Source organism: Bacillus sp. FSL K6-2841, assembly GCF_037976435.1.
Taxonomy (GTDB): domain Bacteria; phylum Bacillota; class Bacilli; order Bacillales; family Bacillaceae; genus Bacillus; species Bacillus pumilus.
The window spans coordinates 2,513,737-2,536,120 of record NZ_CP150266.1 but is presented as its reverse complement, the minus strand read 5'-3'; the positions used below and the strand labels follow the sequence as shown (position 1 = coordinate 2,536,120).

General features: G+C 42.3%; 22 protein-coding genes and 1 other annotated feature. Of the genes, 18 read left to right on the top strand and 4 right to left on the bottom strand.

Annotated features, from left to right (window positions below; translation table 11 throughout):
* The first annotated feature begins 8 nt into the window (after positions 1–8).
* The 5 genes from dnaI to MHH68_RS12890 all read left to right on the top strand — a co-directional run bounded on the left by dnaI (position 9) and on the right by MHH68_RS12890 (position 5,906).
* Positions 9–938, top strand: coding sequence for a primosomal protein DnaI (dnaI, locus tag MHH68_RS12910; RefSeq protein WP_061409050.1), 930 nt, complete (start codon positions 9–11; stop codon positions 936–938).
* A 33-nt stretch (positions 939–971) separates the two neighbouring features.
* Positions 972–1,610 carry a TVP38/TMEM64 family protein gene (locus MHH68_RS12905; RefSeq protein ID WP_061409046.1) on the top strand — a complete coding sequence of 213 codons (639 nt, stop codon included), beginning with the start codon at positions 972–974 and terminating at the stop codon, positions 1,608–1,610.
* Positions 1,611–1,670: 60 nt separating this feature from the next.
* Positions 1,671–2,540 carry a putative sporulation protein YtxC gene (gene ytxC / locus MHH68_RS12900; RefSeq protein WP_058015104.1) on the top strand — a complete coding sequence of 290 codons (870 nt, stop codon included), beginning with the start codon at positions 1,671–1,673 and terminating at the stop codon, positions 2,538–2,540.
* Between the two features lie 337 nt (positions 2,541–2,877).
* A complete protein-coding gene (thrS, locus tag MHH68_RS12895) occupies positions 2,878–4,818 on the top strand; it encodes a threonine--tRNA ligase (RefSeq protein ID WP_058015105.1) in 1,941 nt (646 codons plus the stop codon).
* 167 nt (positions 4,819–4,985) lie between these two features.
* Positions 4,986–5,906, top strand: a complete 921-nt coding sequence (locus tag MHH68_RS12890; protein WP_339163424.1) for a methyl-accepting chemotaxis protein — start codon at positions 4,986–4,988, stop codon at positions 5,904–5,906.
* A 57-nt stretch (positions 5,907–5,963) separates the two neighbouring features.
* Here the strand turns inward: MHH68_RS12890 and MHH68_RS12885 are convergent, their stop codons facing one another.
* The gene (locus MHH68_RS12885; protein WP_339163421.1) at positions 5,964–6,743 is read right to left on the bottom strand and encodes an HAD family hydrolase; all 780 of its coding nucleotides are present in this window, start codon (positions 6,741–6,743) and stop codon (positions 5,964–5,966) included.
* A 175-nt stretch (positions 6,744–6,918) separates the two neighbouring features.
* Between MHH68_RS12885 and MHH68_RS12880 the strand changes: the two genes are divergently transcribed.
* The 8 genes from MHH68_RS12880 (at position 6,919) to MHH68_RS12845 (ending at position 12,495) form a co-directional block, all read left to right on the top strand.
* On the top strand, positions 6,919–8,676 hold the full coding sequence (locus MHH68_RS12880) for a sensor histidine kinase (protein ID WP_058015108.1): 1,758 nt from the start codon (positions 6,919–6,921) through the stop codon (positions 8,674–8,676).
* Complete coding sequence (locus MHH68_RS12875) at positions 8,673–9,410, top strand: LytTR family transcriptional regulator DNA-binding domain-containing protein (RefSeq protein ID WP_044139936.1); 738 nt, start codon at positions 8,673–8,675, stop codon at positions 9,408–9,410. Before MHH68_RS12880 ends, MHH68_RS12875 begins: the two co-directional genes overlap by 4 nt.
* A 137-nt stretch (positions 9,411–9,547) precedes the next feature.
* The gene (gene lrgA, locus MHH68_RS12870; protein WP_058015109.1) at positions 9,548–9,991 is read left to right on the top strand and encodes an antiholin-like murein hydrolase modulator LrgA; all 444 of its coding nucleotides are present in this window, start codon (positions 9,548–9,550) and stop codon (positions 9,989–9,991) included.
* 14 nt (positions 9,992–10,005) lie between these two features.
* Positions 10,006–10,701, top strand: a complete 696-nt coding sequence (gene lrgB, locus MHH68_RS12865) for an antiholin-like protein LrgB (protein WP_170966027.1) — start codon at positions 10,006–10,008, stop codon at positions 10,699–10,701.
* A gap of 129 nt (positions 10,702–10,830) precedes the next feature.
* Positions 10,831–10,962, top strand: a sequence feature (ribosomal protein L20 leader region).
* A gap of 71 nt (positions 10,963–11,033) precedes the next feature.
* Positions 11,034–11,549: a translation initiation factor IF-3 gene (infC, locus tag MHH68_RS12860; protein ID WP_034620611.1), complete on the top strand. Its 516-nt coding sequence runs from the start codon at positions 11,034–11,036 to the stop codon at positions 11,547–11,549.
* A 24-nt stretch (positions 11,550–11,573) separates the two neighbouring features.
* Complete coding sequence (gene rpmI, locus MHH68_RS12855; protein WP_003216324.1) at positions 11,574–11,774, top strand: 50S ribosomal protein L35; 201 nt, start codon at positions 11,574–11,576, stop codon at positions 11,772–11,774.
* Between the two features lie 31 nt (positions 11,775–11,805).
* A complete protein-coding gene (gene rplT / locus MHH68_RS12850; protein WP_003216409.1) occupies positions 11,806–12,165 on the top strand; it encodes a 50S ribosomal protein L20 in 360 nt (119 codons plus the stop codon).
* Between the two features lie 63 nt (positions 12,166–12,228).
* Positions 12,229–12,495 carry a DUF1294 domain-containing protein gene (locus tag MHH68_RS12845; RefSeq protein WP_003216616.1) on the top strand — a complete coding sequence of 89 codons (267 nt, stop codon included), beginning with the start codon at positions 12,229–12,231 and terminating at the stop codon, positions 12,493–12,495.
* 17 nt (positions 12,496–12,512) lie between these two features.
* On the opposite strand, the gene MHH68_RS12840 is transcribed toward MHH68_RS12845, so the two are convergent.
* Complete coding sequence (locus tag MHH68_RS12840) at positions 12,513–12,917, bottom strand: hypothetical protein (RefSeq protein ID WP_003216690.1); 405 nt, start codon at positions 12,915–12,917, stop codon at positions 12,513–12,515.
* A gap of 179 nt (positions 12,918–13,096) precedes the next feature.
* Here MHH68_RS12840 and MHH68_RS12835 point away from each other — a divergent pair, with 179 nt between their 5' ends.
* Both MHH68_RS12835 and cstA read left to right on the top strand, forming a co-directional pair.
* Positions 13,097–14,185, top strand: a complete 1,089-nt coding sequence (locus MHH68_RS12835) for a M42 family metallopeptidase (RefSeq protein ID WP_050943605.1) — start codon at positions 13,097–13,099, stop codon at positions 14,183–14,185.
* Positions 14,186–14,537: 352 nt separating this feature from the next.
* A complete protein-coding gene (gene cstA / locus MHH68_RS12830) occupies positions 14,538–16,334 on the top strand; it encodes a carbon starvation protein CstA (protein ID WP_339163418.1) in 1,797 nt (598 codons plus the stop codon).
* A gap of 41 nt (positions 16,335–16,375) precedes the next feature.
* Here cstA and sspI read toward each other — a convergent pair whose 3' ends face one another.
* A complete protein-coding gene (gene sspI, locus MHH68_RS12825) occupies positions 16,376–16,597 on the bottom strand; it encodes a small acid-soluble spore protein SspI (RefSeq protein ID WP_003216243.1) in 222 nt (73 codons plus the stop codon).
* Positions 16,598–16,710: 113 nt separating this feature from the next.
* On the opposite strand from sspI, the gene MHH68_RS12820 reads away from it, so the two are divergent.
* The 3 genes from MHH68_RS12820 (at position 16,711) to pheT (ending at position 21,296) form a co-directional block, all read left to right on the top strand.
* Complete coding sequence (locus MHH68_RS12820) at positions 16,711–17,454, top strand: RNA methyltransferase (RefSeq protein ID WP_061409025.1); 744 nt, start codon at positions 16,711–16,713, stop codon at positions 17,452–17,454.
* A gap of 377 nt (positions 17,455–17,831) precedes the next feature.
* A complete protein-coding gene (gene pheS, locus MHH68_RS12815; RefSeq protein WP_044139943.1) occupies positions 17,832–18,866 on the top strand; it encodes a phenylalanine--tRNA ligase subunit alpha in 1,035 nt (344 codons plus the stop codon).
* A gap of 15 nt (positions 18,867–18,881) precedes the next feature.
* Positions 18,882–21,296 (top strand): phenylalanine--tRNA ligase subunit beta, encoded by a 2,415-nt coding sequence (pheT, locus tag MHH68_RS12810; RefSeq protein WP_339163414.1) that lies wholly within the window; start codon positions 18,882–18,884, stop codon positions 21,294–21,296.
* Between the two features lie 38 nt (positions 21,297–21,334).
* Here pheT and rnhC read toward each other — a convergent pair whose 3' ends face one another.
* Positions 21,335–22,258 carry a ribonuclease HIII gene (gene rnhC, locus MHH68_RS12805; RefSeq protein WP_081042328.1) on the bottom strand — a complete coding sequence of 308 codons (924 nt, stop codon included), beginning with the start codon at positions 22,256–22,258 and terminating at the stop codon, positions 21,335–21,337.
* Positions 22,259–22,384 lie beyond the last annotated feature (126 nt).

The window sequence follows — 22,384 nt, the reverse complement described above, 5'->3', positions numbered from 1 at the left end:
AGATGAGGATGAAACCGATCGGTCGTTCATTTGAACAGCTAAAAGGGCGCGTAGATTTTCGTGTGAGATACAATCAGATTAAAGAGAGTGTGTTATCTGATGAAAACGTAAAAGCCTTTTTACAGGAGCACCAAGAAGACATACACGAAGACATGATCAATCGCAGCTTGAACCGGCTTTTTGAATATGTGCAGCAGTCGAAGGGCTGTTCATATTGCTTAGATGAAGAGAACGTCAATGCGATTTTAGACGGTTATCACCCGAAGCTTGTGATCAAAGGTCAGAGTATTGATATTGAATATTCCCCTTGTCCAGTCAAGCTGCGGCTCGATAGACAGAAAAAACAGCAAGAGCTCATGAAAAGCATGTACATTCCGCAAAATGTTCTTCAAGCAACGTTTGCTGATCTGAACGTTGTGGGAAGACAGGAAGTCATTCAAAAAGTAGGACAATTTCTGCAAAGCTATGATGAGACGGGCAAAGGGAAGGGCTTATATTTACACGGGAAGTTTGGAGTAGGAAAAACGTATATTCTGGCAGCCATTGCGCAGCAGTTAGCGGAGAAGGAATATCCATCTCTCCTTGTGTACGTGCCTGAATTTGTGAGAGAGTTAAAAAATTCGTTAGCCGATCATACATTAGAATCAAAATTGAACATGGTCAAATCCACCCCTATTCTAATGCTTGATGATATTGGGGCAGAGTCGATGACAAGCTGGGTTCGTGATGAACTGCTCGGAACGATTTTACAATACCGTATGGCAGAGCAGCTGCCGACTTTCTTCTCTTCTAATTTCTCACCAAGTGAACTGAAGCATCACTTTACGTACTCACAGCGCGGGGAAAAAGAAGAGGTCAAAGCCGCTCGTTTAATGGAACGGATTCTCTATTTAGCAGAGGCAGTCTTGCTCGAAGGAGAAAACCGCCGTCATTTATAAAAACGTCTATCACGTGAAGGAGGAGCAAATGAAATGAACAAAAGAAAATGGCTGCTTTTTCTCGTGATTGCAGGTCTCGCTGTTTTACTTTGGTGGCTGAACAAACAGCATCTTCAGCTGGCACCGAAAGATGTGAAGAATTGGGTGCTTCAATTTGGATTGCTGGCCCCCTTTGTTTTTCTTTTCTTATCTCTTTTTCGCCCGTTTGTTCTCGTCCCACTTACGGTCTTTTCGCTGGCAGCGGGTTTGGCCTTTGGAAGTGTTCTTGGGACGATTTATGCTCTCGTCGGTGCTACCGCCGGGGCAACAGGCTCCTTCCTGCTTGCCACAACCTTTCGCTCCAAAAAGAAGGAAACAGAATCAAGTAGCCGGAAGCTGAGAGCGGTGACATCCCGCATTCAGGAGCATGGCTTTCTTTACATTTTGTTATTGCGTATTGCCCCAATCCATTTTGACTTTGTCAGCTATGCGGCAGCAGCTTCACGTGCGAATTATCGTGCATTTACGGCAGCTACCTTTTTAGGGTTAATACCGGGTACAGTGGCATTAAATGTCCTTGGATCAAGCTTTGTCAGCGGCAATTATGCCGCCTTAGCAATCGTTTGTTTGATTTATCTGATCTTTATCTCAGTTCCACTTATTTTAAAAAGAAAGAGGCCTGATTTATTTTAGGCGTCTATTTTTTATGTTCTCCCCATATATATGTAACAGATGTCGTTAGGGGGGACAAACATGCTTGAAATAATCTTTGAAGATGAATATGATACCGCCGCTTTTTTACATCTTGCTGAACACTTGGACAGTCGGCATCACATGTCAATTCAACAAGGGAAAGACCGGCTTCTCATAGAGGCGAAGGAATCAAAAGAAGGACTTGAGCCTATTGTGCGGCCATTACTGGTTCACTTTTTTTTGGAATGCAAAGAAAATGAGCGCATGCGCAGCATTCTTGAAAACACGTATTTATTTAAAGATCCTGAAGAGCAGCACCAAATTCTTTCCATCGCCCACAGCATCATGAATGGGGATTTAGATGATATTCCCGGCATTCATCAAGAACCGTCAAGAGAAGCCCTGTTAACAAAGGAGCTTGAGACGATTTCTTTACAGCAAGGTATTTTTTCAATTGGTTCATTTATGACATTCAGACTGTCAGAGTATGACAGGAGGCTGAAGAACTATGTTGAAGTCTCCATTGAAGAATACAAAATGGAACAAGAATATCAAAACTTCATTCAATCGCTTCGAGACTATGTGATGGCAAAAGAACCAAAGCTCGAAAAAGTACATGTTGTGCATCAGGATCGCCTGATGATTTGGGAATTTCGGTACGCTTCTGAGCGTGATCAAAAACAATACATAGACAGACAGTTTGTAAGAGAGCATCCAATGTATATTGATTCGCAGCTGATTGCACCACTCGTATCCATAGCGCCCCAAAAGATTGACCTGTTTACAAATGATACAGGTCACTCGATGGTACAGACCATTCAAAATATTTTTCAAGAAAGGGTTGAGGTATTCCCGGCTCATTCATTTCAAGAACACAATGTTCAATTTGTCCATGACCATTTGGAACAGAAAAGTGAAAAGCTTTCTTGATTTTCACGAAAAAACGTTTTATAATACGGTGTAACTTCATACAGAGACCGTATTGATAAGGACATGAACAAATGAACACCCGCTTAAAGAGAGGGAAGCCGCGGCTGAAAGCTTCCTAGCAGAGGACCATTTGCTTTACCACCTTTGAACATCAGCTGTGAACGTTTTAGTAATGGCTGACGGGAATTCCCGTTATCGAACCACAAGCCGTGTTTGCTTATGAAAAAGTAAGCTGCAAATACGGGAAAAAGGGTGGAACCACGATTCCGTTTTATTCAACCTCGTCCCTTTCCAGGGGGCGGGGTTTTTATATTGCCAAAAAAAGGAGTGACCAGAGATGTCAGAACAAATTCAACTTACATTTCCAGATGGAGCAGTCAAGGAGTTTGACAAAACAGCTACAACAGAAGACATCGCGGCATCAATTAGCCCAGGCCTAAAGAAAAAAGCGCTTGCCGGTAAATTGAACGGCAAAGAAATAGATCTGCGTACGCCGCTATTAGAAAGTGGAACAATTGAGATCATTACAGATAAAAGTGATGAAGCGCTCGACATTATGCGCCACAGCACAGCTCATTTGCTAGCACAGGCAATCAAACGCCTGTATGGAAAAGAGCATCACGTTCAGTTTGGCGTAGGTCCTGTGATTGAAAATGGCTTCTACTACGATGTGGACATCGATGTTGCCATCACACCGGAAGATTTACCAAAGATTGAAAAAGAAATGAAAAAAATCATTAACAGCAATCTGCCAATCGAGCGAATTGAAGTATCAAGAGAAGAAGCGAAAAAACGCTTTGAAGCGATTGGTGATCAATTAAAGCTTGAGCTGTTAGAGGCGATTCCAGAAGGTGAAGCTGTTACGATTTATGAGCAGGGTGAATTCTTTGACCTCTGCCGCGGCATTCACTTGCCATCAACAGGAAAAATCAAAGAGTTTAAGCTGTTAAGCCTTGCAGGTGCATACTGGAGAGGTGACAGCAACAATCAAATGCTTCAGCGTATTTACGGTACAGCTTTCTTCAGCAAAGATGATCTAAATGAGCATTTACGTCTGCTTGAAGAAGCGAAAGAACGAGATCATCGTAAACTAGGAAAAGAGTTGAAACTGTTTGCGAACTCTCAAAAGGTAGGTCAAGGTCTACCGCTTTGGCTGCCAAAAGGCGCAACGATCCGCCGCGTTATTGAGCGTTACATTGTTGATAAAGAAGTACGCCTTGGTTATGAGCATGTGTATACACCAGTTCTTGCAAATGTTGAATTGTATAAAACTTCAGGGCACTGGGCGCATTATCAAGAAGACATGTTCCCTGTGATGGAAATGGACAACGAAGATCTTGTTCTTCGTCCGATGAACTGTCCGCACCATATGATGATTTACAAAAACGAGCCGCATAGCTATCGCGAATTGCCAATTCGTATTGCAGAGCTTGGTACAATGCACCGTTATGAAATGTCAGGTGCTTTATCCGGCCTTCAACGTGTTCGAGGTATGACATTAAACGATGCACATATTTTTGTTCGTCCAGATCAAATCAAAGACGAATTCATTCGTACAGTTCGCCTAATTGAAGAAGTGTATCAAGACTTTGGCTTGAATGACTACACATTCCGCTTATCTTACCGTGATCCAGAAGATACTGAGAAGTATTTCGACGATGATGCCATGTGGAATAAAGCGCAATCGATGCTAAAGGATGCAATGGACGAGCTTGGTCATGACTATTATGAGGCAGAAGGCGAAGCGGCATTTTATGGTCCGAAGCTTGACGTTCAAGTGAAGACAGCTCTTGGAAAAGAAGAGACATTGTCTACTGTACAGCTTGATTTCTTACTTCCAGAGCGCTTTGATCTCACATATATCGGAGAAGATGGCAAGCACCATCGTCCAGTCGTGATTCATAGAGGTGTTGTTTCTACAATGGAGCGTTTTGTAGCCTTCTTAATTGAAGAATACAAAGGAGCCCTTCCAACTTGGCTGGCACCTGTACAATTCCAAGTCATCCCGGTTTCACCGTCTGTCCATTTAGACTATGCGAAAAAAGTACAAGAACGTTTGCAGCTTGAAGGTCTTCGTGTAGAGCTTGACAGCCGTGATGAAAAAATCGGATACAAAATTAGAGAATCGCAAATGCAAAAGATCCCGTACATGCTCGTCGTCGGAGATCAAGAAGCAGAAAATGGCGCTGTCAATGTTAGAAAATACGGAGAGCAAGATTCAGAAACGATGGATCTTGAAGCCTTTGTGAAACATGCAGTGGCAGAAGCGAAAAAATAATCTTTTTCAAACGAAGCAGTCAGTGATCTTTCTCTTTAGATCACTGGCTTTTTCTTGGGAAAAATCCTCCACTGGTGATCCAGTCCCTTGAATGATACGTTTAGATAGTACGAAAGTATGGGTAAGTATGTACTATTGGTTCGAGTTAGATTGGGGGAATGAAAGCGATGATGCAAACAACAAACACTTTATCATCACAAGTATTGGAGCGATCAGCAGTACTTCGTGCATTGGAACACTCACTGGCGATGATTGAATTTGATGTGACAGGAGAAGTCCTATGGGTCAATGATATTTTTGCAAAAGCCATGGGATATTCAAAGCAAGAGATGATTGGTTTAAAACATAGACAGTTTTGTCCTCGTCATATTGCAGAGCACGCAAGCTATCAAATGTTTTGGAAGCGTTTGAAAGAGGGGCAAGTCTTTCAGGAAAAGGTGCAGCGGATGACGAAGAATGGTGACAGCTTATGGCTTGAAGCAACCTATACACCTGTCCGTAATGAAGAGGGAAACATAGTGGGTGTTGTGAAAGTCGCAACAGACATAACAGAGAGAGAAAACACGATGAAACAGGTCGTAGACGATTTAAAGGAGATGTCTGCAAAATTAATGGAGCGAGCAGAAGTGGGCATCCAGCATAGTCAAAAAGTCAATGTCTCCTTTGATCATATAGCAAACGAAACAGATCAAAATATGAGCTTACTAAAAGGATTAACAGAGCAGGTAGAGTCCATCAGCTCCATCGCTACAACGATTAACAGCATTTCTTCACAAACCCAGCTCCTTGCATTAAATGCGGCGATCGAAGCAGCCCACGCAGGTTCCTATGGAAATGGCTTTAGTGTAGTGGCGGCAGAAATTCGAAAGCTTGCAACTAATTCAAAAGAAGCGATCGTCAAAGTAGATCAATATGTAAAGGCGATTCATGCGGAAGTAGAGAAGGTCAGCAGCGGAACGAGCCGGGCCAAAACAACGGTGTTTACAAATCGTGATCTTGTGAAGCAGGCAAACGAGGAATTTATCAATATAGGAGAAGCAGCCCGCAGTTTAGACAAGCAAGCGCAAAGTCTAGCAGGAATTGTGTAGTTTGAGCCCACAAAAAACACCCAATCTCGTCAGGAGAAGGGTGTTTTTTCATTTGTTCTATTTTAATATATCAAACAATTCATGTAAGTCTTTGATTTCATAATCTGGCGTTACATCTGTTTCATTCTTTTTACCATGTCGATTGATCCAAATGGTTTGAATACCAGCGCGAGATGCCCCAAGAATATCTGTTTTTGGATTGTCTCCAACCATGATCACATCGTCTTTTGTTAGATTTAACAGCTGAAGGCAGTGCTCAAAGATGCCAGGGTCAGGTTTGCCTTTTCCGTAATCTCCTGAAATCACAATTTCATTAAAATAAGGTGCAAGCTCAGGAACACCGGCCAGTTTTTCTTTTTGAAGACTAGGATCTCCGTTTGTTAAAAGGAGCAATTCATAGCTGCCTTTCAGGCGGTCTAAAACAGGGTACGTTTCTTCATAGACAAAGGGGCGTTTTCTCCGCTCGGCTGCAAAGAAATCAGCCAAATATTGTCCAAATGCCTCATCGTCAATTCCTGCTTCTTTTAAGCCATTGGTCCAAGCGTTCTTGCGGTACTCTGGAGCAAGGGCATTCAATTTTTGAAAGCCTTCGCTAATCGGTTCACTAAAATTGGACCACAGTCCTTCGAAAGGATTAATTCCGATCATGACAGTATAATCATATGTTTCATAGGACGAATACAGCTTTCTTGCTTCTTCACGAACAATCTGTTCAAATGTTTCTGGATTCAGTCCATATTTCTTTTCCGCTTCGCGGCATGTTTCCTGAAAAGTGGTGTGAATGCTTTTTTCATCCCAAAGCAAAGTATCATCTAAATCGAAAAATACGGCTTTCATGATCTTCTCCCTTGTTATGTATGTGTTACCTTCAATTGCAAGTGACGGCTCAAGTTCATTTTACAATAGAAGATGAGAGCAATAAAGAAAAGATTTGAGAGATATTTGAACATTGACCGCACATGATAAAATAGAAAGACAGTAAATAATACATACATCAATTGAGGTGGCAGGTTTGCTTCATTTAATTATTATGATGATCGAGCGTGTTGGGATCATCGTTATTTTAGGGTTTGTGCTTGCCCATGTGAAGGGTTTTCGCAATCTATTACTTCATAATGAAGGGTTTCGAAAAAAGGCAGTCCTTGTCTTTATTTTTGCTTCTTTTAGTATTATCAGCAATTACACAGGAATTGAAATCCAACAGCAGATGGTCATGAATCATGAGTTTTCCTATCATCTCGGCTCATCAAGTTCGATTGCCAATACGAGAATTATGGGGATCGAAATGGGCGGATTAATAGGAGGGCCATTTGTTGGCATTGGCGCAGGGCTTTTAGCTGGGATTCATCGCTATTCATTAGGAGGAAGCACGGCACTCAGCTGTGCGATTTCTTCGATTTTAGCCGGTGTGATTGCAGGCTATGTCGGCAGCAGGTTTAAGCGGAAGAATCGAATGGTGACACCTCGCCAAGCCGCACTTTTTGGTGTGGCAATGGAATCCTTGCAGATGATCATTATCCTTCTATTTGCAAAGCCATTTGCTGATGCTTGGGGGCTTGTAAGTATCATTGCTTTGCCGATGATTTTTGTGAATGGAATTGGCAGCTTTATCTTTTTATCGATTTTACAGTCAGTCATTCGGCAAGAAGAGCAGGCAAAGGCGATGCAGACACACCGTGTATTTTCAATCGCCGATCAAACGCTGCCTTTCTTCCGTCAAGGGTTAAATGAACAGTCATGTAAAAGTGTGGCGGAGATCATTCATCGATTAACAGAAACAGATGCGGTCTCCTTAACCGATACAGAAAAGATTTTAGCGCATGTTGGAGATGGGACGGATCATCATATTCCATCGAAAAGCCTGATTACAGGACTGTCGAAACAAGTATTGATGAGCGGCAAAATTATGAAGGCGCATTCGAAAGACGAAATCAATTGTTCAGTCACCCATTGCCCGCTCCAAGCGGCGATTGTGCTGCCCCTCACCTCTAATGGTCAAACGATCGGAACGTTAAAAATGTATTTTAATTCTCCGGTCGGATTAAGCAGGGTAGAGGAGGAGCTTGCAGAAGGCTTGGCGATGCTGTTTTCCACACAGCTTGAGCTTGGAGAGGCAGAAACCCAAAGCCGCCTGCTAAAAGATGCAGAGATCAAAGCGCTTCAAGCGCAAGTGAATCCGCACTTTTTATTTAATGCCATTAATACCATCTCTGTCTTGTGCAGAACGAATGTAGAGATGGCTAGGAAACTGCTGCTGCAGCTGAGTATTTATTTTCGATCCAATTTGCAAGGCGCCCGCCAGCTGCTTATTCCACTTCATAAAGAAATGCAGCATGTAGAAGCATATTTGTCACTTGAACAAGCAAGGTTTCCAAATAAATACCACGTGACCTTTCAAATTGAAAAGGAGCTTGAGCAGGTGATGATTCCGCCATTTGTGCTTCAGGTACTTGTTGAAAATGCAGTGAGACACGCTTTTCCTAAACATCAAACGAGCTGTGAAGTCATCGTATCCGCTGTGATGAAAGATGGGCATGTCAATATGAAAGTGACGGATAATGGACAAGGAATCGAGAATGACAAGATGGCTCAGCTATTAAAAGCACCTGTTGAATCCAAAGAAGGAACAGGTACCGCTCTTTTCAATTTAGATCAGCGGTTAAGAGGGATTTTTGGCAGACAAGCCGCTCTATCTATTCATAGCGGCCAAGGCACTGACATCTCATTCCGCATTCCAATGGACTATGTAAAAAAGGATGATTTTCGTTGATAAACGTATTAATCGTAGATGATGAAGTGTTAGCAAGAGACGAATTAAAATACTTATTACGCAGAACGAAAGAGGATGTTCAAATAGAGGAAGCAGAAAATATAGAATCTGCTTTTGACCGGATGGTGGATCATAAGCCGGACCTGCTCTTTTTAGACATTGATTTATCAGGTGAAAATGGATTTGATATTGCCAAAAGACTCAACCGGATGTCAGATCCGCCAGCGATTGTTTTTGCCACAGCCTTTGATCAATATGCGCTAAAGGCGTTTGAGGTCAGTGCGCTTGATTATTTAACAAAACCATTTGATGAAGAACGGCTATTGCAGACGATCCAAAAGTTTAAAAAGTGGAAGTCTGTTGAGACGCAAGACCATCAGCTGTCAGATGAGAAAATTCCCCATCAGCAAAAATTAGCCATCTCAGTCGATGATTCAATTGTCATTCTGCAAGTAGAAGAGATCATGTATGTAGGGCTTAGTGAGGGGAAAAAGGTTGTGAAAACAAAGGATCACATGTACGAGGTCACAGAACCGCTTGTGGTCATTGAAAAGAAACTCCCTGAGGCTTACTTTATGAGGGTTCATCGAAGCTATATCGTGAACACCTCTCATATGAAAGAAGTACAGCCGTGGTTTAATTCGACGTATAATCTGCATATGACAGACGGGTCGATTATTCCAGTCAGCCGTACTTACGCCAAGGAACTAAAGAAGTCGCTCCTGCTAGAATAGGACGGCTTTTTTTATTTGTATTTCAATACTCGTTTTCTGCATTTCATTCATTGAATCTGGCGAGTTTGATTGTAAACGCTTCATTCATTTATTTCATGCCTTATACTGAGGGCAGTCGAAGAAAGAGGTGAAGGGGCATGAGTGCCACTAAAGTATATGGATTTCTATCTCAAGCATTTATCTTTGCAACCGTAATGTTCGTTTCTAATCTCATTTCAATGTATTTACCAATTCCGATGCCTGCATCTGTGATTGGTCTAGTTCTATTATTTGTTTTGCTGACAACGAAAATCGTCAAACTGGAGCAAGTGGAGCAATTAGGTACATCATTGACAGGGCTCATTAGCTTTCTATTTGTTCCCTCTGGTATCTCGGTTATTCAATCACTAGGTGTCATGCAAGAAGTAGGTGTGCAAGTCGTTGGTGTCATCATCATTGCAACGATTATGTTACTTGCAGCGACAGGGCTATTCTCGCAGCTTCTCTTGCAATTATCAGAAAAACCACAGAAACGTAAAGAGACAAAGGAGAGCAAATCGACTCCTTCTCATTCTAATAAACCAGCTTCAAGTACGCATTAAAGGAGAGATGCAGGATGGGTACAAGTACGATGAGTCCTTATTTTGGTATAGTCGTCTCATTAGTCGCCTTTGGAATCGGTACATTCTTATTTAAAAAATCAAAAGGCTTCTTCTTATTTACACCACTTTTTGTGGCCATGGTGTTAGGTATTTTATTTTTAAAAATTGGCGGTTTTTCCTATGCAGATTATAATGAGGGCGGCAAGATTATTAAGTTTTTCTTAGAGCCCGCGACCATTGCTTTCGCTATCCCGCTTTATAAGCAGCGTGCATTGCTAAAAAAATATTGGTGGCAGATTTTATCCGCTATTTTTGTAGGATCACTTTGTTCCATTACAATTGTGTATGTCGTAGCAAAAGGAATTCATCTTGATGCAGCGGTAATGAAAAGTATGCTCCCGCAGGCAGCGACGACTGCGATTGCTCTTCCGATTGCAAAGGATATTGGCGGAATTGCAGATATCACAGCCTTTGCGGTCATATTTAATGCAGTCATCGTGTATGCACTAGGTGCTTTCTTCTTAAAATGGTTTCGAATTAAAAATCCAGTGGCAAAAGGGCTTGCACTCGGTACATCAGGACATGCACTTGGCGTCTCTGTTGGGATTGAGATGGGTGAAGTGGAGGCGGCCATGGCAAGTATCGCCGTTGTGGTCGTAGGAGTTGTGACCGTCATTGTCATCCCAATCTTTATGCAATTCATTCTTTGATGGCGTCATTGTTTTGAAAAAGCCTTGCCCTATTCGTTTAATCATGCTAAGATGAAAAAGTTGTTTCAAGAGTTCGGTTACTTGACGGACGAATGAAAATTGTGTAGAATAATTAACGAATTGAATAGATATCACAAGCAGAAGCACCCGCTTCTCACCTGATTGACACGTGTTTGTAGTTGACAGGTTGACCGTACATTTATTTTTTCATGCAAATGTTCGCAGTGTGGGTGTTTTATATGCCCACACTTTTTGTTTGCCTGTAAAACATACAACGAAATGGTCAAAATGAATTGTGAACTCAATTCAAAATCTCATGGAGGTGGCTCACTATTAGCAAAGATCAATTAGTTAATGAAGGTATTCGTGCGCGTGAAGTTCGTTTGATCGGACAAAATGGCGATCAGCTGGGGATTAAAACCCGCCAGGAAGCTCTGGAAATTGCTACGAAAGCCAATCTTGACCTTGTGTTAGTTGCTGCAAATGCAAAACCACCTGTTTGCCGAATCATGGACTACGGTAAGTTCCGATTCGAACAGCAGAAGAAGGATAAAGAGGCACGTAAGAATCAAAAAATCATTAGCTTAAAAGAAGTTCGGTTGAGCCCGACAATCGATGAACATGATTTTAACACGAAGCTCCGCAATGCAATCAAATTCCTTGAAAAGGGCGATAAAGTGAAAGCTTCTATCCGCTTTAAAGGCCGTGCGATTACGCATAAAGAAATCGGACAGCGCGTGTTAGACCGTTTCTCTGAAGCTTGCGCTGAAGTAGCAACAGTAGAAACAAAACCTAAGATGGACGGACGTAGCATGTTCCTCATGCTTGCACCAAAAGTCGAAAAGTAAAGTAACAGAGGGAGGAAACATCCAATGCCAAAAATGAAAACTCACCGCGGATCTGCTAAACGTTTCAAAAAAACAGGTTCTGGTAAACTTAAACGTTCTCATGCGTACACAAGTCACTTGTTCGCTAACAAATCTACAAAGCAAAAGCGTAAATTGCGTAAGAGCGCAATCGTAAGTGCTGGAGATTTCAAACGTATTAAACAACAACTTGCAAACATCAAGTAATCTGGAATAGGAATCATAGGAGGGAATTACAATGCCAAGAGTAAAAGGCGGAACTGTGTCGCGTCAGCGTCGTAAAAAGGTTCTTAAATTAGCAAAAGGTTATTTCGGTTCAAAACATAGATTATATAAAGTAGCAAACCAACAGGTGATGAAATCTGGAAACTACGCTTTCCGTGACCGTCGTCAGAAAAAACGTGACTTCCGTAAACTATGGATCACTCGTATCAATGCTGCAGCTCGTATGAACGGTCTTTCTTACAGCCGTTTAATGCATGGCCTAAAGCTTTCTGGTATCGAAGTAAACCGCAAAATGCTTGCTGACCTTGCTGTGAATGACCTAAGTGCATTCAATCAGCTTGCTGATGCTGCAAAAGCACAACTAGACAAGTAAGTCATATGAAAGATCATTCCGTTGAGGGGTGATCTTTTTTGCTCATCATGTGAGGTGAAATGAATGAATATCGCGTTGATTGTGCTGCTGATCTTGGTAAATGGCTATGGTTTCTTTCTCATGGGAGAGGACAAGCGCCGGGCAAAAGCGCATAAATGGAGAATTTCAGAGGCGCACTTATGGAGTGCTGCCGTGCTTTTTGGGGCTGCTGGATCGTATCTAGGGATGCAGTATTTTCGTCATAAAACAAAACATCCTGCCTTTCAAATTGGCATGCCAGTGTTAATCATGGTGCAGTTGATCATATTAGGATATATCAAGTTCATCTGAAAAAGGAGCAGACGCCATCAAGACGGCGTGTCTGCTCCTTTTTTTTGTTTGATTTTTTTAATGGGCTGATCCCAATCAATTTTTGTTTGAGGATAACGTTCGATGATGTTTTCCTCCAATTTTTCAAAGTCTTCTAATGTAAATTCACTTAGCTTCTCAGGTGACTCCGTCCAAACGTAAATGGAGTGGACAAACAGAGGATGATCCTTAGAAGGAACATGCTTTTCCCCTTCAAACAAGACACCTTTATAGACGAAATTAAAATTTTTACGTGCATTTTGCTGTTCGTCCATAAAATAAAAGCCTTCTTTTAATTGTGCTTGTTTCAGCTTTCTTCTCGGGTTTGAGAAGAATTTTACCGCCATGTAGAAGATGTAGACAAGCAGTGCAACAAGAGCTAGTCTAATGAGGATTACAAACATGACAGGATGCACCTCCAATACCGTTATCTGATGTACTACGAATGAAAAGGGCAAAAGGTTTCAACTTTTTTTTAAAAAATATTTCGGAAAACGAAAAAATATTCATAAAAAGATCGTATTGAACGAAAGAGGTTTTGTATAATAAGAATGCACCATGAAGATAAAGGAGGATATATGGAATGACAAAGCTAGATCAAACATTAACTATGCTGAAAGACCTAACGGATGCAAAAGGGATTCCAGGAAATGAACGTGATGTCAAAAAAGTCATGCAGACATACATAGAATCATATGCAGATGAAGTCTCTAGTGACCGCCTTGGCAGCTTAATCGCTAAAAAGGAAGGAAACGCAAACGGACCTAAAATTATGCTCGCTGGTCACTTAGATGAAGTAGGATTCATGGTGACAAAAATTGATGACAAGGGCTACATTCGCTTCCAAACTGTCGGCGGATGGTGGTCACAGGTCATGCTCGCGCAGCGTGTGACCATTGTAACGAAAAAGGGAGACATTACAGGTGTGATTGGCTCAAAGCCGCCGCACGTCTTGTCACCTGAAGCTCGAAAAAAATCGATTGAGATTACAGATATGTTTATTGATATCGGTGCATCAAGCAAAGAACAGGCAATGGAATGGGGCGTTCTGCCTGGAGATCAAATCGTCCCTTATTTTGAGTTTACAGTGATGAATGATGAAAAAATGCTCCTTGCAAAAGCATGGGACAACCGTATCGGCTGTGCAGTAGCGATTGATGTCATGAAGAACTTACACAATACTCAGCATGAGAATATTGCTTACAGTGTTGCAACTGTACAAGAGGAAGTTGGCCTGCGCGGGGCCAAAACAGCAGCGGCTACAATCCAGCCTGATATAGGGTTTGCCATTGATGTTGGTGTAGCAGGAGACACGCCGGGCATTACTGAAAAAGAAGCAACAAGCAAACTTGGCAAAGGGCCAACGATTGTTGTATTTGATGCTTCGATGGTATCTCATAAAGGGCTTCGAGATTTTGTTGTCCAAACAGCGGATGAATTGAACATCCCTTACCAATATGACTCCATGCCTGGCGGCGGGACAGATGCTGGCGGCATCCATTTAACTGGTCATGGTGTGCCATCACTATCGATCGGGATACCAAGCAGATATATTCATACCCATGCAGCGATGATTCACCGAGATGATTATGAAAATGCAGTGAAGCTTTTAACAGAAGTGATCAAAAGACTTGATCAAAAAACGGTTGAACAAATCACGTACGGTTCTTAAGAAAGAATGCCTTTCCTCAGTATAGGGGAAGGGCTTTTTTTATTTCTTTGAATTTCCCAGGAAATGAACGCTGTTTTATCATTACGTCAAAAGAACTGTTTTTGACAGAAGAAGAAAAAATATTCTAGTGAATAAGGCACATGTGATCTGGCTTTTATTTTTGTAAGATGAAAGCAATAAAAAGGACAGAGCCTAAAGAATGCCCTGTCAAAAGAGAGTTTATGGAAGTAGGTGAAGCTACCTCAAGAATAAACATATTATTCACATTTGTCAACTTGGTTTTAAAAGAAAGAAAAATCAATCAATTTATGTTATATTTGTAACAAATTGTTTGTGCAAAGGGGATGGTTAAATGAATGCGGTTACAATTGTCATAGCATCTATGTGTATTTTAGCGATTGCCTATCGTCTTTATGGCACATTTATGATGGTCAATGTCTTAAAGGTGACAGACGATCATTTTACACCTGCTCACACATTAGAGGACGGGAAAGATTATGTACCAACTAATAAATGGGTCACATTTGGGCATCACTTTGCTGCGATTGCAGCTGCCGGTCCGTTAGTGGGGCCGATTTTAGCTGCACAATTCGGGTATTTACCGGGTCTCCTGTGGCTGTTAATTGGCGCAGTGATTGGCGGAGCTGTACATGATCTTGTCGTCTTATTTGCGTCGATGCGAAAAAAGGGGAAATCGTTATCAGAGGTAGCGAAGGAAGAGCTAGGACCTGTCGCAGGATTTTGTACAGGGCTTGCGATGCTGTTTATCATTACGATCACAATGGCAGGTTTGTCTATGGTGGTGCTTCATGCATTAGAACGTAACCCTTGGGGGACATTTGCAGTCGGAATCACGATTCCAATTGCGATGGGAGTTGGTCTTTATTATAAAAAGACAGGCAATTTAAAACTAGCCACAACTGCGGGATTTATTTTGCTGATGGTTGGTGTATTCCTTGGGCCGAATATTCAAGGCACGGCACTTGGCGATCTTTTAACACTTGATACAAAAACGCTTGCCCTTGCTCTGCCGATCTATGCTTTTTTTGCTGCGGCATTGCCGGTATGGCTGCTGCTCGCACCGAGGGACTATTTAAGCAGCTTTATGAAAATAGGTGTTTTTATCGCCTTGATTGCTGGAATCTTTGTCGTCAATCCAACGATTCAATTCCCAGCCTTTACGGAGTTTGTGAATGGAGGAGGTCCTGTTTTAGCTGGTCCTGTCTGGCCTTTTATTTCAATTACCATTGCTTGCGGTGCCATATCTGGTTTCCACGCATTTGTTGGATCTGGGACAACGCCTAAGATGCTTGACCGCTGGAGTGATATGAAGCCTGTCGCGTTTGGCGCAATGCTAGTAGAATGTCTAGTTGGAATTATGGCGTTAATTGCCGCTACGGCTCTTCATCCAGGCGATTATTTTGCGATCAACAGTACGCCAGAAGTGTTCAGAACACTTGGGATGAGTGTCGAGAACCTTCCGCAGCTGAGTAAGGAAATTGGTCTTGATTTAGAAGGAAGAACAGGTGGAGCTGTGACATTAGCTGTAGGAATGGCGTATATCTTTACGGGAATTCCGTTCTTTGGTCATTTGGCGTCTTATTTCTTCCAATTCGTCATTATGTTTGAAGCCGTCTTTATTTTAACCGCTATTGATGCAGGGACACGTGTGGCACGCTATTTAATTCAAGACTTCTTTGGTGAAGCTTATAAACCGCTTAAACGAAATGACTGGGTCCCTGGGTCGGTGTTCGCAAGTGCGCTTGCTTGTTTTATGTGGGGGTACTTGCTTTACTCTGGAGACATCGGGTCGATTTGGGCGCTGTTTGGGGTGTCAAACCAATTAATGGCATCGGTCGGTCTTATTATCGGAGCAACCGTTGTATTAAAAATTGCAGATAAAAGGCGATATATGCTGACTTGTTTAATTCCACTTGCTTACTTATATGTGACAGTGAATTATGCGGGCTATTGGATGGTAGCAAATGTATATCTTAATCCCGAGGCATCAGGTTACAGCGTGCTGAATGCGGTGCTGTCGATCATTATGCTGATCTTAGGATTTGTGATTATTGTGTTTGCAATTAAAAAGTGGGTCGACATTTGGCGTGATCCAGCGCTTCGGATGGAAACACCGATCACTGGCTAAATGAAAAAGCCGGTTTGCTTATGATAGCAAACCGGCTTCTTTTATTGCTGCTGATGAGGCTTTAAGCCTTGCTCTAATGTTTCAAGAATCTCGTTTTTCTCGTTTTCTGATGCTTCTTGCCATAGCACTTCGAACAACACGCCAAGACCTGGCAGCATTTTTTCCTCACCGCTTTGAATGGCATCTAAAATCGTATGCTCAAGCTGCTCTTGATTATGGCCAGTGATGTTTTGAATGACTGCGCCTCTTAAATTAAAATCCATTGCCCACACTCCTTTTTTGATGGTAATAGCCCTATTCTGTCTCAAAGAACGGTTTATTATGTAGTGTGCATGAGATATAATAAATTCATGATATTTAAAGGAGTTAAAGTCGCTTGAAATATATAGAATCAGCAAAAAATACAAACATTAAACAGTGGAAAAAGCTCCATACAAAAAAAGAACGAATGAAAACGGGGCTGTTTCTCGTGGAGGGAATCCACTTAGTAGAAGAAGCATTGAAGAGCGGGGTTGTGAAAGAATTAATGGTCACATCGCCTGATAAGCTTCCTTCTCATATCGATCCTGACATTGAGCTTTATGAACTGAGCGAGGAAGCCTTTTCTGCCATGACCGAAACGGAAACGCCTCAGCACATCGCGGCAGTTTGTACAGTTCCTGTATTTGAAGAAAAGAAGTATGAACGACTTCTTCTGTTAGATGCAGTGCAGGACCCAGGGAATTTAGGCACACTCATTCGGACAGCAGATGCCGCTGGTCTTGATGCTGTGATCTTAGGCGATGGAACAGTTGATGCGTATAACGGAAAAACGCTCCGTTCCGCACAAGGGTCGCATTTCCACCTGCCAATTTTAAAGCAAAGCCTTCAGCAGATCATACCAGCATGTAAGGAGCAAGACATTCCTGTATACGGAAGTGCGCTAAACAATGCGAAAGCGTATAGAAGCGTAACGGCAGAAGGTCCGTTTGCATTGATTGTTGGCAATGAAGGAGCGGGTATAAACCCAGAGATTCTGCAAATGACAGACCACAATTTATATGTGCCAATGTATGGCCAGGCAGAATCATTAAATGTGGCTGTTGCAGCGGCTGTACTTGTTTATCATTTGCGTGGATAGTGTTGCAACATGCGCTCATTTTCACTATAATGAAACTAATATTTTAAAAACCATGATAGAGGAAGATTGTTTCAAGGAGCAGCCTTATAGGGAGAATGCATCGTAGACTGAAAGTGCATTTAAGGAATGCTGAAACAGGAATTCACCTCTGGAGTTGTCACCGGGACCGCAAGCTTTGCGTAAAGGTGAACCGGATTCGTTTGATTCCGTTATGTCAATGAAGCTTATTCGCACATATATTTGTGCTTAACAAGGGTGGTACCGCGACCACAACTCGTCCCTTCTTTTCTAGAGGGGACGGGTTTTTTTATTGTCTTCAAACGATCAAACAGCCGTTTATCCAGGCGGTTTTGTATATCAAAAGGAGGATTACACTCATGCAAGAAACGTTAAAACAGCTTGAATTAGAAGCGATAGCGAAGGTTGAAGCAGCTAGCTCGCTCAAAGAAGTCAATGACATTCGTGTTCAATATTTAGGGAAAAAAGGACCGATCACAGAAGTACTCCGCGGAATGGGCAAGCTCTCCGCAGAAGAAAGACCAAAAATGGGCGCACTCGCAAACGAAGTGAGAGAGCAGATTGCTGGTGCCATTGCTGAAAAAAATGAGCAGCTGGAAAAAGAAGAAGTGAAGAAGAAACTTGCGTCTCAAACGATCGATGTTACATTGCCAGCAAGCCCAATCAAAATAGGGGCAAGACATCCATTAACGATTGTTGTCGAAGATATTGAAGATTTATTTATTGGCATGGGCTATACCGTTGAGGAAGGTCCTGAGGTAGAAACGGATTATTATAACTTTGAGGCGCTGAATCTTCCAAAGGAGCATCCGGCACGTGATATGCAGGACAGCTTCTATATTACCGAGGATACACTGCTCAGAACACAAACGTCACCAGTTCAAGCACGTACACTTGAAAAATATAAAGGACAAGGTCCTGTGAAGATCATCTGCCCTGGGAAAGTATATAGACGAGACAGCGATGACGCGACTCATTCACATCAATTCATGCAGATTGAAGGGCTTGTTGTCGATCACAATATTAGCATGAGTGATCTAAAAGGTACGCTTGAGACAGTCGCAAGAAAAATGTTTGGTGAAGATCGTGAAATTAGACTGCGTCCAAGCTTTTTCCCATTCACAGAACCATCTGTTGAAGTGGATGTGTCCTGCTTTAAATGCGGAGGAAAAGGCTGTTCTGTATGTAAAGGAACAGGCTGGATTGAAATTTTAGGAGCTGGGATGGTTCATCCAAATGTTTTGAAAATGAGCGGATTTGATCCAGAAACTTACCAAGGCTTTGCTTTTGGAATGGGTGTTGAACGGATTGCAATGCTCAAATACGGCATTGATGATATTCGCCATTTCTACACAAATGATATTAGATTCACAAAGCAATTCAAGCAGGACTAAGAGGAGGAAATCAACATGTTTGTTTCATATAAATGGTTAGAAGACTATGTCGATTTAGAAGGCATTCAGCCGGATGAATTAGCAGAGAAAATCACAAGAAGCGGAATTGAAGTGGAAGCCGTTGAATATAAAGGCGAAGGCATTAAAGGAGTTGTCGTTGGACACGTCGTGGAGCGAGAACAGCACCCGAATGCCGACAAGTTAAATAAATGTCTCGTGGATATCGGAGAAGACGAACCGGTTCAAATTATTTGCGGGGCTCCGAATGTGGATAAAGGTCAATATGTGGCTGTCGCAACGGTTGGCGCAGTCCTTCCTGGGAACTTTAAAATTAAAAAAGCAAAGCTGCGCGGCGAAGAGTCTCATGGCATGATTTGTTCTCTGCAAGAATTAGGTGTCGAAAGCAAACTCGTACCAAAGGAATATGCAGAAGGTATTTTTGTTTTCCCAAATGACGTCAAACCCGGGGATGATGCCCTTCAGGCACTTCAATTAGACGATGCAGTACTTGAGCTTGGCTTAACACCAAACCGTGCGGATGCTCTGAATATGCTAGGTGTCGCCTATGAGGTTGCAGCCATCTTAGGGAAAGACACCAAACTTCCTGATACAGCACATGACACGTCTTCAGAAAAAGCAGCAGACTATATTTCGGTGAAAATTGAAGATCAAGAAGCGAATCCACTTTATGCAGCGAAGGTCATTAAAAATGTAAAGATTGGACCAGCACCGCTTTGGATTCAAACAAGATTGATGAATGCAGGCATTCGCCCAATTAACAACGTCGTCGATATTACGAACTTTGTACTGCTTGAATACGGTCAACCGCTTCATGCCTTTGATTATGACCGCTTTGGTTCAAAGCAAGTGGTCGTACGTAAAGCGACTGATAGCGAAAGCATTCAAACACTTGATGAGCAAGAGCGTACACTTTCATCAAAGCATCTTGTGATCACTAACGGAACGAAAGCGCACGCTGTCGCAGGCGTCATGGGCGGTCTTGAATCAGAGGTGCGTGATGAAACGACAACAATTCTTTTAGAAGCGGCATATTTCAACGGTCAAACAGTCCGTCAAGCATCTAGAGACTTAGGGCTTCGCAGTGAATCAAGCACACGATTTGAAAAAGGACTTGATCCGCAGCGTACGAAATCTGCAGCCGAAAGAGCGGCGCAATTGATCAGCATCTATGCTGGTGGTGAAGTGCTAAGCGGGACTGTGGAGGAAAACCACCTTGAAATAAATATGAATGTCATCCACGTATCTACTGAGCGTGTGAACAAGGTGCTTGGCATGAGCATTTCAAAAGAAGATATGATTCAAATTTTCAACAAACTGGGCTTTACAGTAGGCGAATCAAATGACGTTCTTGTCGTAACGGTTCCTTCTCGCAGAATGGATATCACGATTGAAGAAGATCTCATTGAAGAAGTTGCGAGATTATACGGCTACGATAATATTCCATCTACACTACCTGCGACAGCTGGTACAGTTGGCGGTCTCACGCCATATCAAGTGAAACGCAGAAAGGTGAGACGTTTCTTAGAAGGCGCAGGTCTTTCTCAAGCGATCACGTATTCATTGACAAATCAGCATAAGTCTACTGCCTTTGCATTGAATCCAGCTTATAAAACAAGACTTTCCCTGCCAATGAGTGAGGAACGAAGTGTGCTCAGACAAAGTCTTCTGCCAAACTTACTTGATTCAGTTGCATATAACTTGGCAAGACAAGCTGATTCCTTTGGTTTTTATGAAACGGGTTCTGTGTTCTTAGCAGAAGCTGAAGGGGCAAAACCGGTGGAAAAAGAACATGTCGCTGGTGCGCTGACAGGTTTATGGCATAAAAATCTTTGGCAGGTCGAGAAAAAAGCTGTCGATTTTTATGTAGCGAAAGGAATTGCAGAAGGTCTATTTGAAAAGCTTGGTGTATCAGACCAAATCACATATGTTCAAGCAGAGCGTGAAGGTCTTCACCCAGGTCGGACAGCAGATGTTCATTTAAATGGAAAAGTCATTGGGTTTGTTGCTGCACTTCATCCAGTCGTTGAAAAGGAATTAGATTTAAAAGAAACATATGTCTTCGAGTTTGATTTAACAGATGTGATGACGTCGGAATCGAAGGATATGAAATATACAGCGATTCCGAGATTCCCTGCTGTGACAAGAGATATTGCACTTGTTGTAGATCAGCATATCTCAAGCGGACAGCTGGAGCGTGTCATCTATGAGGCAGGCGGGGATTTACTGACTGATCTATCCGTCTTTGACGTGTATGAAGGTGAACACATGGAAGAAGGCAAGAAATCTGTTGCATTCTCTCTCCAATATTTAAATCCGGAACAAACTTTGACAGAGGAAGAAGTCACCGCAGTTCATACGAAAGTATTGAAAGCATTAGAAGATACGTATCAAGCCGTCTTGCGCGGTTAAAGAAAAAAGAGCTAAGGCCATATGGGCCTAGCTCTTTTTTATAACCATTTTTTTGCTTTTTGTGTGTTGGCAAAATGCAGTTTTGTAAATTGACGTAAAGCCTCTTCGCCGTGCAGCTTGATGAGCTTTGCAGCCGCCTTGTCTACATGAGGGCCGGCTCCTTTTGGAATGTCAAACCCTGCTGCTTTAGATAACTTATCCATTTCAATTAAAAAAGCGTACCTTGCAATAATGGAAGCCGCAGCAACTGACAAATGAATGCCTTCTGCTTTTGTGCTAAAGTACGTCCGTTCCCGAATAATTTTTTTTCCAGCAAGATGCTTGAAATAAATACCCGGTTCTGCAAATTGGTCAATTAAAATAGCTTCAGGCTGTTTCCCATCTAATTTCTCCAGCACAGAGGTGATGACTTGGTTGTGAAGGAGCGCCTTCATTTTTCCTTGGCTCATGCCCTTTTCCTGCATCGCATTATACTTTTCATTTCGGAGTACAAGAAGGCTGAACGGAATGGTTTTGATGAGATCTTTGGCAATGTTGATAATTTGCGGGTCTTTTAGGCCTTTTGAGTCTTTTACGCCAAGCTCTTTCATGAGAGCAAGCTTGCTTGAATCAACATAGGCGGCACAGACCGTTATCGGTCCAAAATAATCACCTGTTCCTACTTCATCTGAACCGATGACGGACATAGAAGCAATCCCTGACGGCGGACTATATTTTGTGACAGCAGGTGCTTTTGGACTTTTCGGATCAGCAGTTTGTAAATGGCTGAATTGACTGGCTTCAGCTTCTGCCTTTTGACCTTGAAACAGCACTTTTCCAGATCGATAGGCTGTAATCGTACAGCCAGGAACCTTTGCTTGAAAAAGGGCGCCTGGTGGTAACGTATCAGTTAAGTGGTGCGCATACGCGCTCTTCATCTTTTTAAGGTCTTCTGATGTTGCTTTTAAGACGGATTGTGGCACAGTGGATAACTCCTTTTTACCTTGATATCATTGATTTCTAAAGTGTACCATAACAGGGAAGGGCTCGTCTTTCCATTCAATGTCTAAACATGTTATGATAGAGACTAGGATTCTCGTGGAATGGAG

What these genes read in the sequence shown, in the direction of transcription:
- MHH68_RS12885 (WP_339163421.1), bottom strand. Translation starts at nt 6,743, where the DNA reads ATGAAAGCCGTATTTTTCGATTTAGATGATACTTTGCTTTGGGATGAA.
- MHH68_RS12845 (WP_003216616.1), top strand. Translation starts at nt 12,229, where the DNA reads ATGAATATCGCGTTGATTGTGCTGCTGATCTTGGTAAATGGCTATGGT.
- lrgB (WP_170966027.1), top strand. Translation starts at nt 10,006, where the DNA reads ATGGGTACAAGTACGATGAGTCCTTATTTTGGTATAGTCGTCTCATTA.
- dnaI (WP_061409050.1), top strand. Translation starts at nt 9, where the DNA reads ATGAAACCGATCGGTCGTTCATTTGAACAGCTAAAAGGGCGCGTAGAT.
- rplT (WP_003216409.1), top strand. Translation starts at nt 11,806, where the DNA reads ATGCCAAGAGTAAAAGGCGGAACTGTGTCGCGTCAGCGTCGTAAAAAG.
- MHH68_RS12835 (WP_050943605.1), top strand. Translation starts at nt 13,097, where the DNA reads ATGACAAAGCTAGATCAAACATTAACTATGCTGAAAGACCTAACGGAT.
- MHH68_RS12905 (WP_061409046.1), top strand. Translation starts at nt 972, where the DNA reads ATGAACAAAAGAAAATGGCTGCTTTTTCTCGTGATTGCAGGTCTCGCT.
- pheT (WP_339163414.1), top strand. Translation starts at nt 18,882, where the DNA reads ATGTTTGTTTCATATAAATGGTTAGAAGACTATGTCGATTTAGAAGGC.
- sspI (WP_003216243.1), bottom strand. Translation starts at nt 16,597, where the DNA reads ATGGATTTTAATTTAAGAGGCGCAGTCATTCAAAACATCACTGGCCAT.
- pheS (WP_044139943.1), top strand. Translation starts at nt 17,832, where the DNA reads ATGCAAGAAACGTTAAAACAGCTTGAATTAGAAGCGATAGCGAAGGTT.
- rpmI (WP_003216324.1), top strand. Translation starts at nt 11,574, where the DNA reads ATGCCAAAAATGAAAACTCACCGCGGATCTGCTAAACGTTTCAAAAAA.
- lrgA (WP_058015109.1), top strand. Translation starts at nt 9,548, where the DNA reads ATGAGTGCCACTAAAGTATATGGATTTCTATCTCAAGCATTTATCTTT.
- MHH68_RS12840 (WP_003216690.1), bottom strand. Translation starts at nt 12,917, where the DNA reads ATGTTTGTAATCCTCATTAGACTAGCTCTTGTTGCACTGCTTGTCTAC.
- ytxC (WP_058015104.1), top strand. Translation starts at nt 1,671, where the DNA reads ATGCTTGAAATAATCTTTGAAGATGAATATGATACCGCCGCTTTTTTA.
- cstA (WP_339163418.1), top strand. Translation starts at nt 14,538, where the DNA reads ATGAATGCGGTTACAATTGTCATAGCATCTATGTGTATTTTAGCGATT.
- MHH68_RS12890 (WP_339163424.1), top strand. Translation starts at nt 4,986, where the DNA reads ATGATGCAAACAACAAACACTTTATCATCACAAGTATTGGAGCGATCA.
- thrS (WP_058015105.1), top strand. Translation starts at nt 2,878, where the DNA reads ATGTCAGAACAAATTCAACTTACATTTCCAGATGGAGCAGTCAAGGAG.